Raw genomic sequence first — 12,455 nt, forward strand, 5'->3', positions numbered from 1 at the left:
GAACCGGCTGAAGGAGAGGGGTGACCGTCCACAATGGAATGGGCTTGGCCATGGTTGACCACATTAGGAGAAGCATTGTTGCAGTTGTTTATTCAGCCGTTTTATTATATTGCGGTAATCTTGATTGCTCTCGTTTATCATCGTCAACTCTTACAGGAACGTAAATTGTTCCACGTTCGTCTGCAAAGCTCGATAACACAGACCATTCGTGCAGTACTTGGAGGTATTGTGATTGGTGTAATGGTCTCAATCGTGTCGCTGTTTCTTGGGGCACATCTTACACTGAGCAGCCTGATCTGTATTTGGGCAGCTACGTTATTCCTGGCATTATTCCGTATCCGATACTTATGTTTTGCTTATGCAGCAGGTTTGCTTGGCGTGTTGCAGTTTGGCTTAAATATGGCTTCGGGCTGGCACCCGGCAGGATGGATAGGAAGTGTCACAGAAGCATTACGTGCGCTGGATATGCCTGCACTGCTTGTGCTCGCAGCTGTATTACATATCGGTGAAGCACTGATGGTACGCATGCAAGGGGTATCGATGGCATCGCCTTTGCTCTTCGAAGGTAAACGAGGCAAGCTCGTTGGAGGATACCAGTTGCAGCATTTCTGGCCAATTCCGTTACTGATTCTTGTTCCAGTTACGGGCGGGGCCGAATTGCCATGGACCGCTTGGATCAGCGGAGGGAATGGCTACATGCTGGTTGCGCTGCCGATTATGCTGGGATTTGGAGAAGTTACGCAAAGTATGCTCCCGGGGAAAAAAGTCCAGATTTCCGCAAAACGATTGCTGCTATATGGGACAGGGCTGCTTGTACTCAGCCTCCTGGCTGCGTGGTGGTCTCCACTCATGGTTGTCGCAGCATTGGCTGCTTTCATTGGGCATGAGTTCCTGGTGTGGTACAGCGGCTTTGAGGAGCAAAACCGCAGCCCGCTGTTTGTACACCCTGAGCACGGCTTGAAGGTGCTGGGCGTCATTCCTGATAGTCCTGCGGAAGAGCTGGGGATAGAAGCTGGGGAGACCTTGTACAAGGTGAATGGCGTATTGGTGCATTCGCCTGAGCAGTTACATCGCGCTTTGCGTATGAATCCGGCTTTTTGTAAGCTGGAGGTACGTAATCATCAGGGTGAGAGCAAGTTCATGCAACGGGCGATCTATGAAGGTGAGCATCATCAGCTCGGGGTGCTCATGGCCCCGGACAATCATGAAGCCTGGGCGCTCCGCTTGCGTCCGTTAACGCTGTTTCATATCGTAAGTCTTAAGTTGTTCGCACGACGTCGGAAAGATCAGCTAGATGTTGAGGCTCCACTGGCATTGCCACCCGCCCCGGCGGGGGAGCAAAGATCTGTAGAGATGTAATGACGAAAGGGTATTTCCTCCGCCTAATTAGGCGAGGGAAATACCCTTTTTGCTACTTTTTTAACATGAAAATAGCGATTTGAGTCCGATCACGCAAACTAAGCTTGCCAAGAATATCGGTAACATAGTTTTTGACCGTGCCCTCACTCAAGAATAGTTTTGCGGCAATTTCTTTATTGGACAGACCTTCTGATATAGCCTCTGCAACAGCCATTTCCATACGGGTTAGCCCGTAAGAGTCAATGGGTTCGTGTGTCTGAGGCGCTGCAGCAGGACGGAGTAGACTCGCGAGCTTACGAGCAATATCGGGATGAATCAACATGTCCCCGTTATGTACAGTCTTGATGCCCTGAATGATCCGGTCAGGGGGCACGTTTTTGAGCAAATAACCGCTTGCTCCGTTTTGCAAAGCCTGGATGATGTACTCATCATCGTCAAACGTGGTAAGCATCAGTACACGCACGTCAGGGAAGTTTGCCTTAATGATTCGGGTGCCTTCAACTCCGTCACAATCTGGCATGCGAATATCCATAAGTACAACGTCGGCAATTGTCCCTGACTCCAACAGTTCCAAAGCTTCTCGTCCGTTTGAAGCTGTACCTGTAACGTTAATACCAGGATCGAGTCCGAGAAGGACTTTGAGACTTTCACGGATAAAGGAATCATCATCCGCAAGCATCAGCCGAATGGACTGAGGTTGGACAGAATGGCTCGAGTTATTTATTTCATTCAGGTCAGACATGAGCAAATCACTTCCTTTTTCAGATCAGTTCAGCTTTGTTCGTCATGGGCAGGTGTGTAATCACCGTATAGGGATAGTCCGACTTGATCTCCAGTTTCCCACCAACCAATTGTGTGCGTAGGCGCATTCCTTCAAGTCCCATGCCGAGTCCTGTAGACTCTGCCTTTAAGTCCGGTTTAGCACGAGATCCTTCATGTCTTCCTTTCGTTTGTTCGTTGGTGGAAAGGGTGTGAATCTTCCCATCGTTGCTGATGGACATACAGATCTCTCTTTCCCCAAATTCCAGTTCCACACTAATCGTAGTGGCATTACCATGACGGAGTGCATTGGTCACGGCCTCTTTGGCATTTTTGTACAAGACAATCTGCATACTGGGATAAAGTACATGTGAATGCCCACGAACTTTGTAACTCGTCTTCACACCCGTTTCCCTTCCAACGTCTTCAAGCAGACGATCTAATGCGTAGGCATCGGATATATAAGAGTCAGGCCGCAACTTGTGAAGCGTGGTCCGCATGTCATCCATACTGGCGGCCAATTGATCCCGAATCTGTCTCACCATTTCCGTGCCCTGTTCTGGATGTATAGGGAGGGTGAGGAGGGCTGCCTCAGACATCATTTTGGTGCGAATCAGGCGATGACCAATATCATCATGAAGCTGCCGGGATATCCGGGTACGTTCCTCAACCTGTGCCGCTCCTTCAAGCTGCTTCGTGAATTGCAGCAATTGTTCGCGTGTCTCCTGAAGCTCGTAATGTTTACTTCGCAGCTCATCGTACACCTGTTCAAGCTGCCCACGGCTGCTCGCGCTTTTAGACCCCTGCCATGAGAGTGTTGCGGTGATGAGCAGGAGCAAGTTACCTGCAACCCGAGCCATTGTCTCTTGGGTGAAGCTAAAAGGAATGGCTGTATTTGTGTGAAATGTAAGCCATGCATGAAGCTCCTGTGGCGGGGCGTAATACCAATGTAGCGCAATATTGCTGGCGATAAGCTGAATGGCGAGCATTAACCAACGCTGGGTCCTGTCCAGTCTGTACATATATACATAAAGCGCAGATAAGGAGAGGAAAAACATAAATGGGCCGTATAGAGCGATCAACCAGCAGCTGAAGAGGATTTCGGCTGCGAGAAGAAAACTCTGCATACCTGAACGGGTGAAGTCTTTCCACACCGCGAGTCCTAGCGCAATGATAATATACAGAGTATAGCGATCTTCTTGTTCCTGTGGTAGCACCAGAATGTACAGGACCGCGGGAACTATGAGTAAACCGTATTGCAGCAACCGCATCGGCATATGTCAGAGACATCCTTTATTTTTAGAAGTGAAGGTATACCTTCCGGTAATGTATGTCGATTATATCATAGGCAGTTTTCCCAACCGAAGATGACTTAAGTCACCTTTGTTTCATGACCTTTCGTACCTTCGCAGAAGTTCACAATTCGTTACAATACAAATATAAAATCCAGTCGCAGGAGCAGGGGATAGCTGGACGGAAGAGGAGTGTATAATCTATGGCTATGCTTGAAGTGGATCATGTGGTGAAACGATACGGTAGCAAGCTGTCAGTGGATCATTTGAATCTGAGTGTAGGTAAAGGTGAAATTTTTGGATTGCTTGGACCCAATGGAGCAGGGAAAAGTACCACCATTAGCATGATTGCCGGTCTTTTAAATATGGATCAGGGTGAAATTCGGTTGGATGGCATATCGGTTCGGGAACGGCCGCTTGAGGTGAAACGCAAAATCGGGCTGGTACCACAGGATCTGGCTTTATACGAAACGATGACCGCTGCGGAGAATGTAACTTTTTTTGCCAGACTATATGGACTCCGTGGAAAAATGCTGAAAGAAAGAGTGCAGGAATCTCTTGAATTTGTAGGTTTGCAGGACAAAGCGAAGGATGCCCCGTCCACTTTCTCCGGTGGTATGAAACGTAGGCTGAACATTGCGTGTGCCATTATGCATCGACCGGATTTAATCATTATGGATGAACCAACAGTGGGCATTGACCCGCAATCGCGGAATCATATTTTGGAGTCGGTCCGTACGCTTAATCAGATGGGGTCAACCATCATTTATACAAGTCATTATATGGAGGAAGTTGCTGCAATCAGTCACCGGGTAGCGATTATGGATCAGGGACATATCATTGCCTGCGGCACCGAAGCAGAGCTGAGAGAACGAGTTGCATCTGATGAAAAAATAGTGCTCACCACTTCGGGCATTGGTCCCGATGTTGTGGAGGAGTTAAAGCTTCACCCCCGTGTGCGGGCGGTAGACGTATCAGACGATACATTGATCGTTACGCTGCCTTCTGCGCAGCAGGATCTACAGGATATGCTCTTCATTTGCAGCAAACATGAAATCTCCATTCAATCGCTCAAGGTTGAAGAGCCTGATCTGGAAACGCTCTTCCTCAATCTGACCGGACGTACGCTTCGGGACTAGGAGGAGCTCAGATGAACATATGGCATATTTGCATCTTTGAGTTAAGGCGGATTCTGAAAATTCGCTCCGTTCTGCTGAATCTGTTTATTCTACCGCTGCTGCTCATCTTTATATTGGGTACTGCACTTTCCAGTACAATGGGTACGGCAAAAGAAGCCATTCCTGACCCGGTGAGAGTAGGGATCATTCAAACAGAAGAGAATTCCGGTTCGGGAGCGATCAGTAAAGCTTTAAATGCATTTGTGACATCCCCGGCGGTAGCCGACATGATGAAGGTACAGAGCATACCTACGGAAGAAGAGGCTGTAAGTGCAATGCGAGGTGGTGATTTGGATTTTGCCGTAATCGTCCCATCAGATCTGGAGGAGCAGATCATGAAAGGGGAAGAGGCAAGGTTACAATGGATACTGGGGAAAGACGGAACACTCAATGTTATAGGTGAAACTTTGTTTACGCGGTTCACGGATGAACTGAACAGACAGGTCGCTGCGGCGAAAGTGTTAGGTCCTGATGCAGCAGCTGCAATGGCTGAGCATTCGCAGACCCATAGTGCGAGCTCTTCATATATAGCCGTCAGCAGTCCCGGAGAAGTGGGCACCTCTTATAGTGCTTCACAATATTATGCGGCTTCCATGCTCGCCATGTTCATGCTTTACTCAGGCATGACAACTAGCAACAGTCTGTTTGGTGAGAGAGACAAAAAAACGCTAACTCGCTTACAGGCAGCTCCAATCGGCAATGGGGTCATTTTTGCAGGGAAAATTGCAGGCAACAGCCTGATTGCTTTCTCGCAGGCCATCATCATCGTATTGATGACACATTGGTTATATGGTGTGAACTGGGGCACACATCCCTGGCTGATTGTTCTGATCTGTGTGCTAATTACGCTGGCTTCCATGACTCTCGGTGTGATCGTTGCCCTACTTTTCAAGAATGCCGCATCCGCAAGCGCCGCTCTTCAAGGCATCATTATTGCCATGACGTTTATTAGCGGTGGATTTACACCCATTGCCGTTGGTTTTGTACAGCGAATAAGCGAATTTACGGTGAATCACTGGGCTCTGCAAAGTTTTCTGCGAATGATGCTGAACGCTCCCGTAAGTGAGATTATGTATAGCATCATGATGCTTGGTGCGGTATGTACGGTAATGGTGGCGGCAGCGGGACTGATCTATAGAAAGGCGGGATATCGGTATGAATAGCCTCAATATTGCCTTGCTGATGATCAGGCGCACGATATTGCGCAAACGCGGCTTTATCACGTTTTTTCTTCTTCCTTGCCTTGTCGTCACAGGAACAATTGCGCTGTTTGGGAGCGAGGAGGGAACGCGTGCGGTCATTCCTTATGTAAACGAGGATCAGGGTCCAGCAGGAGCATGGATCTTGAATGAGCTTGGCCGCAAAGAGGAATATCTGCTCAAACCCATGAAAACCGTTGTGGAAGTTAATGAAGCCATCGCGCAGCAAACGGGGAGTTCAGGACTCGTTATCCCGACGCATTACACGGACGATCTACTGCAAGACAAACAGCCTGAAGTCCAACTGGTAGAACTTCGTGTCAGAGAAAGCTCTTATACGCTGAGAGCTGCGGTTGAAGGTTTGGCGGCGGGATTGAATCAATCTGCTTCGGCAGTACTGGCAGCAACAGATGCGGCATCGGGTGAGATTCCTGATCCAGCTCTGGCAGAAGCAAAATTGAAAGAGTTGTTACTTGAACTTGGCAAACATCAAATTTCGGGTGAAGCAACGGAGCTTCAGATGTATCCCAAACCGGGTCTGAACAATGTCACAGGTTTTACGATCATGTTCATGATGGGGCTGCTGACCAGTACAGTTGCTGTTATTATGGAAGACCGCAGGCAGCGGACGATGGCAAGAGTCTACACGGCGCCAGTCCGGGCTTATGAAATTGCACTGGGCAATTTTTTGGGGAGTTTTGCAATCGGTTTGATCCAAATTGTTTGGTGCTGGGGATTAGCAGATGGGTGCTTCATTATGATGCGGGGATCCCATTTGGCATTCACCTTCTCATTCTGGCCGCATTTATGCTGGTCTCCATGGGGATTGCAAGTACGGTTGCCGGCTTGATTCGTGAATCGAAAAATGCAACCATGCTGAATTCACTGATTATTACACCGACGTGTATGATTGGCGGCTGCTTCTGGCCGCTGTCGATCATGCCGGATTATATGCAAAAACTCGCCAATTTTGTTCCGCAGAAATGGGCGATTCAAGCGGTGGAAACGATCTCTGCAGGTGGTACGCTGTCGGATATTACACTGCCGCTGCTGATATTATTTGGCATGGCAGCCATTTTGCTGACGGTGGGTTCTGCGATTCTTCGTCCCAGCCAGCCGGGGGTGAATGCATAACTTACAGGAGTAACGCTTAATAAATGAGCCGGATGCACAATTATGCATCCGGCTTTTTGAGCTGCCATAAGGCATGGAGCGTGCCGATTTCTGTTTCGTGTAATTGCTGGGGAAGAATCAGTGAAGTTATACCTATGTCCTGGTGCTACTCATATGTGATAAATTGATCGTTAGAACTATAGAAAGATTGAGATTTCAAAGATTGGCCTAACATGCCATCACATAACAACAAGGCATGTGGATTTATTCTATGCATGATTAGATTGTAATTAGAAAGAAGGTATACGTTAATGACAATTATTGGTATTGATTTGGGGACAACGAACAGCCTTGTATCTTGCTGGATGAATGGAGAATCGGTTATTATTCCGAATGCCCTGGGTAATCGTTTGACGCCTTCAGTTGTCAGCGTGGATGACAATGGAGAGGTACTGGTAGGAGAAGTGGCCAAGGAGCGAATGATCACGCATCCTGAGCGTACAGCATCCGTTTTCAAAAGATACATGGGTACTGGAAGAACCTTTAGTTTGGGTACATATCGATTTTTACCGGAGGAACTTTCGGCGTTTGTTTTGAAATCACTCAAAGCGGATGCAGAAGCTTTTCTGGGAGAAGTAGTGACAGAAGCTGTCATCAGCGTGCCAGCATATTTCAATGATGCTCAACGAAAGGCAACTCAGCGTGCAGGTGAGCTTGCCGGCATTAAGGTGGAACGCCTTCTTAGTGAACCGACTGCGGCAGCCATTGCTTATGGTTTGCATCAACAGCAATCTGAAACCAAGTTTTTGGTATTTGATCTGGGTGGAGGTACATTTGATGTATCCGTCTTGGAGCTGTTTGATCAGATTATGGAAGTAAAATCGGTTGCTGGGGATAACTTTCTGGGTGGTGAAGATTTCACACGTCTGCTCGCGGATTTGTTTGCGTTGGAGCATCAGATTCAGCAAGATACCTTGTCAGCCAAAGAGCAGTCGGCATTATGGAAGCAGGCAGAGTTGTGTAAGCGGGCATTAAGCGATGGACGTGAGGGTGCAATGTCCCTGACTTTTGAAAAAGGGTTGAAAGAGTTTGGTATAGATCGTTCCAGTTTCGATCAGGCGGCGAAGCCATTGCTGGCACGTCTGCAAAAACCGGTTGAACGGGCACTGCGTGATGCTTCAGTTAAACTAAGTGAATTGGATGCAGTAATCCTCGTGGGAGGAGCTACTCGCATGCCACTTATTTATTCATTTACTGGCAAGCTGTTTGGTAGATTGCCTGCCAATCACTTGCATCCCGATGAAGCTGTTGCGCTAGGTGTCGGCATTCAGGCGGCAATGAAATCGCGCCATGAAGATTTACAGGAAGTCATCCTGACGGATGTATGTCCATATACATTGGGGACTTCGGTTTCCGTATCACTCGGAAATGGACGATACGAATCCGGGATGTTTTCCCCAATTATCGAACGAAATACAGTGATTCCGGTCAGTAGAGTGGAACGTTACTACACGATAGACGATAATCAGACCTCTCTTACTGCGGACATTTACCAAGGTGAGAGCCGCGTGGCCAAAAACAACGTGAAGCTTGGGGATCTGGCCATCTCAATACCTCCAGCTCCTGGAGGAGAGCAAGCTGTGGATATCCGGTTCACGTATGACATTAACGGCATCCTTGAAGTGGAAGTCACAGCGGTTGGAACGGGAGAGAAGAAGGTAGCGATCATTCAGGCGAAGGAAACTGAGTTGTCCAAGGAGGAGATTATCGAACGTTTCAAAGCGTTGGAGGCTATCAAGATTCATCCCCGGGAACGGATGGAGAATCGCTTGCTTTTGGCTCGGGGAGAACGAATGTATGAAGAATCGCTGTCTGAGCATCGGGAAATCATCGCCAAGGCCATGCTTGGATATGAAGAGACCCTTAAACGTCAGGATGACAAGGAAATCAAGAAAGAAGCTGAGAAGTTGAAGGAAGTGCTGGATCAAATCGAAAAAGTTTGGGGGTGATTCGTGAATGGACTTCTGGGCGCGATTAGAACTCGAGCCGACGCAGGATGTGAGGGTTATCAAACGAGCTTATGCCAAGCAACTTCGGATGACTCATCCGGAAGATGATCCGGACGGTTTTCAGTTACTTCGATCCGCTTATGAACAAGCACTCAAGGCTGCTAAAGAGCTTGAGAAAGAGGGCTTTCTGTTAAGTGATCGAGATCAGATTGAACTGAGACCCGTGCATAGGCAGGAAATAAGACATGATGAGGATAGACAAACTGAACAACTAAATAACTTGGATCGGGAGACTTTGATCGAAGTTGATGCCAAGCATGATATTGAAAATCAGGAATGGTTGCAGGAGAATGAGGCTGATGTTAAACCAGTGTATCCCTCCATAGAACAAGAGCACTGGGTGCCTCCGTCTTGGATTGAAGTCTCTGCTCCTGCAGAAGATCTAAGTGCTACTGTTTTACCGCTGAATAGAGCGAATTGGGTATCTCCATCGTGGATGGAGGCATTATCGCTTGAAGGTTCCAGAGACCTGAGCGATTCAGTGTTGCTGCTGGCTCAGGCACGAGGTATTCTGGAGGATATTTTTAGGCGCCCAGAAATCACTGTTTGGGAAGAATGGACACAGAGAGAGGAGCTATGGCGGCTCGATGTGAAATATCACACCGGAACTGAATTGCTGCAGATTCTGGTGGAATATCCTTATATGCCGAAAGCAATCTGGCGCATATTAAATGAATTCTTCGGATGGACGGAGCGTCAGGATGAATTAAGAGCGTTGTTATCGGATGAAATTGCTGATCGTCCTACTCTAGAGCTGGAACGTGCTTGGGAATTGCGTTACGACACGTTTGATCCTGAACAAGAAGTGGATTATGAAACGTTCATACGGTACCGGGATACTGTATTTCAAAGGATGTTACAGGGGGAGTGGAGACAAGTCAGTCCCCATATTGACGCTGCGATGGAGTTATATGCAGACGATCCCGATATGCTTCTGTTGGCAGGCAAATTTCGTCTGTGGAATCGAGAGGAAATGGCTGCAGAGATGTTGTTTGAACGACTGATTGAACTGGTTCCTGAATCTATAGACGGATTGCTTCACCGTGCAAGATTGTTGGAAAATGCGGGACATCTTGAGCTGTCCGTCAATTTGTACAATAAGATTCTGGAGCTTCATCCCAATCATCTGGATGCCTTAAATGGACTTGCGAGATATCATCAACATCACGGAGATGACGCCAAGGCAATCCATCTATTGCAACGGATTGTCTCCATTCATCCGTTTGATTTTGAAGCACAGATTGCTTTGATAGAATTAAATCTGGCTTTAGTTGAGGCGCAGAAGAAAACGGCAGAGGATGAGAAGGATTGGAGTGCTCGCAAAGAGCTTCAACGTCTGGTTGCCCTAAGTTATGTCGAAATGGATGAAGATGAACAGCTTCTTCGATATATGGCCGAAATTCACATGGCGGATAAGCTCGATGAAGGTTTATATGTATTGTGGGCGCAGGCATGCATTCGGATGGAGAAAAATGAGGAAGCGCTGGAGATCCTAAAAAATGCGGAAATGGCAGCAATCGAAGCGGAAGGCGATATTTTTGCAATCCTTTTTGAACGCGGTCAGTTGCATCTCGAAATGGGAAACAGCCCAGAGGCAATACTTGATCTGGATAAATCGACCCAGTTGAATCCTTCCCATGCAGGGGCGTGGCACTCTCTTGCGATTGCACATCATCGCCAGGAACAAAACATGAAATGTATTTATTTTTCAGATAAGGCCATTGAACTTGATCCTCACGTATATGCATACCGATCATTAAGGGCATTTTGTTACTATATTAACGGAAGATATGAAGAAGCGTTGGTTGACTATGAGCATGTTACACTTGATGATTCGGATCACACGATGGACTGGTTTCGCAAGGGCTTCTCACATCTGAAAAGGCAGCAATATGCCGAAGCGCTCCAATCACTTAAAGTATCACAAACATTTGGGTGCTCTACAAACACACCCTATTATTTGGCGGTTGCTCATGCAAGATTGGGGGAGGGCGTTCAGGCGCTGGAGGAAGTTAGAACATTTCGCAGGGAAAATCCTGAAGATCCGGACGGTCCTCTGCTTGAAGGGGATATTTTGCGTGAGCAAGGAAGGGTTAACGAGGCACTGAATGTGTACAGGAATGGCCTGAACGAAAACCCCGGCACATATGAACTGATCAGAATGGTAATTGTTTGCGTCATGGAGTCCGATGTTCAAAAACGAGATGATATATTGAATCGGCTGGCTGAAGAGATGTCTAACTTCGATTCGATTCAGCTGTGGGGAATACTCTTCATAACACGCTATCATGTGGAAAGTCATTCTTGGGAGCGAGCCCTTTCTTGGGTTGAGGTTTATATAGACGGAGAACCATCAGAGAATATTGATCCTCATATTTGGTTGTACGCGGGGATTGCTGCTTACCGTATGGGGGATTTGAATCAGGCGCTGCTTGATCTCGACAAAGCGTATCGTGGAGGGCTTGAAGGTGATGTATGCAGTTACCTGAGCATGGTCTATTACGATATCGGAAATATGGATCGTGCGCGTATTTATGCCGAAAAAGCAGTTCGTGAACAGCCGGAACATCCAGACTACGTTCTGAGATGGGAAGCTATCGTTGCCCGTGCAGAACAGCGAGGACTTCCATTTTGGAGAAGATTGAGAAAATCAAAACCGGCGTATGAACTGTGGCCATCCAGGTTACCGCTTCAACATCTGATGCCTGATGACGTCGTGAGTTTACATTTTGTATAAGGAGGCACTGCGTTGAGAGGACACCATGCGACAGAATCCTCGTCTATACATCGTGTTACGGACAAAGAACTTTGGTTTCGTGGCATGGCTGCTATACTTAACGAAATCATCGATCTGGATATTAACAATGATTATGAGTATCATGCAGATGAAGAACAACGAGAAAAATTTTGCACCAAATTAGAGGAAAACTGGGAAATTCATGACAGGAAGAGTTTGATGTCTTCACTGGATTGGATTCGGAACGAAGGATATCGTATATCATTTGATGAGAAGCGGACTTTCTTGAGTACAATGTCTGAAAAGGATCAGGGGAATTATATGAACTCACTGGATCCAGATACAGGGAAATATCACGAATATCTGGTGGTTAAAACATATATGCACAAATTACCAGCCGAAGGAGTTGCAGCGTGGGACTGGGGATGTTATGCGAACCTGTGTCGACAAAGCGCCCATGTGGGTTATATAACTGAAACTGAATCAGAACAGCTGGTTTTACAGGCGGCATTAGACGCACAATCCGCGTATACGTCCTGGAAGGCCTACACGGTGGCTTTTATGGCAGGGAGGCTATACTGGCTTGAAAAAACCGATGAATCGGTTGTAAAGCGGCAAATGAATTATCTACAGAATCTGTTTGTTCATCCAAACAGCATCTATAAAAAGATAGATTGGAATCTTTCGTTACAATAGCCTTCTGTTATGAAATTGATATTCATACGTTGGAAAAAGAAAAGCACGATCTT

Annotated in this window: 10 protein-coding genes; 8 read left to right on the forward strand and 2 right to left on the reverse strand. The window is 47.1% G+C overall.

Annotation, left to right across the window (positions count from 1 at the left end; all coding sequences use genetic code 11):
- The first annotated feature begins 33 nt into the window (after positions 1-33).
- The gene (locus HW560_RS08945) at positions 34-1,359 is read left to right on the forward strand and encodes a PDZ domain-containing protein (RefSeq protein WP_179262859.1); all 1,326 of its coding nucleotides are present in this window, start codon (positions 34-36) and stop codon (positions 1,357-1,359) included.
- Between the two features lie 52 nt (positions 1,360-1,411).
- On the opposite strand, the gene HW560_RS08950 is transcribed toward HW560_RS08945, so the two are convergent.
- Both HW560_RS08950 and HW560_RS08955 read right to left on the reverse strand, forming a co-directional pair.
- Positions 1,412-2,101, reverse strand: coding sequence for a response regulator transcription factor (locus HW560_RS08950; RefSeq protein WP_090903577.1), 690 nt, complete (start codon positions 2,099-2,101; stop codon positions 1,412-1,414).
- A gap of 19 nt (positions 2,102-2,120) precedes the next feature.
- Positions 2,121-3,395 (reverse strand): sensor histidine kinase, encoded by a 1,275-nt coding sequence (locus HW560_RS08955; protein ID WP_179262861.1) that lies wholly within the window; start codon positions 3,393-3,395, stop codon positions 2,121-2,123.
- Positions 3,396-3,613: 218 nt separating this feature from the next.
- Here HW560_RS08955 and HW560_RS08960 point away from each other — a divergent pair, with 218 nt between their 5' ends.
- The 7 genes from HW560_RS08960 to HW560_RS08985 all read left to right on the forward strand — a co-directional run bounded on the left by HW560_RS08960 (position 3,614) and on the right by HW560_RS08985 (position 12,402).
- Complete coding sequence (locus HW560_RS08960) at positions 3,614-4,549, forward strand: ABC transporter ATP-binding protein (protein WP_306459233.1); 936 nt, start codon at positions 3,614-3,616, stop codon at positions 4,547-4,549.
- A gap of 11 nt (positions 4,550-4,560) precedes the next feature.
- Positions 4,561-5,751 carry an ABC transporter permease gene (locus HW560_RS08965; protein ID WP_179262863.1) on the forward strand — a complete coding sequence of 397 codons (1,191 nt, stop codon included), beginning with the start codon at positions 4,561-4,563 and terminating at the stop codon, positions 5,749-5,751.
- Complete coding sequence (locus HW560_RS08970; protein WP_257031817.1) at positions 5,744-6,637, forward strand: ABC transporter permease; 894 nt, start codon at positions 5,744-5,746, stop codon at positions 6,635-6,637. Before HW560_RS08965 ends, HW560_RS08970 begins: the two co-directional genes overlap by 8 nt.
- On the forward strand, positions 6,535-6,921 hold the full coding sequence (locus HW560_RS33770; RefSeq protein ID WP_257031818.1) for an ABC transporter permease: 387 nt from the start codon (positions 6,535-6,537) through the stop codon (positions 6,919-6,921). The genes HW560_RS08970 and HW560_RS33770 overlap by 103 nt, the downstream gene beginning before the upstream one ends.
- Positions 6,922-7,211: 290 nt before the next feature.
- Positions 7,212-8,909 (forward strand): molecular chaperone HscC, encoded by a 1,698-nt coding sequence (locus HW560_RS08975; protein ID WP_090903582.1) that lies wholly within the window; start codon positions 7,212-7,214, stop codon positions 8,907-8,909.
- 7 nt (positions 8,910-8,916) lie between these two features.
- Complete coding sequence (locus tag HW560_RS08980) at positions 8,917-11,706, forward strand: J domain-containing protein (RefSeq protein WP_090903583.1); 2,790 nt, start codon at positions 8,917-8,919, stop codon at positions 11,704-11,706.
- Between the two features lie 12 nt (positions 11,707-11,718).
- Positions 11,719-12,402 carry a DUF1266 domain-containing protein gene (locus HW560_RS08985; RefSeq protein WP_090903584.1) on the forward strand — a complete coding sequence of 228 codons (684 nt, stop codon included), beginning with the start codon at positions 11,719-11,721 and terminating at the stop codon, positions 12,400-12,402.
- The last annotated feature ends 53 nt before the right edge of the window (positions 12,403-12,455 follow it).

Source organism: Paenibacillus sp. E222, assembly GCF_013401555.1.
Classification (GTDB): Bacteria; Bacillota; Bacilli; order Paenibacillales; family Paenibacillaceae; genus Paenibacillus.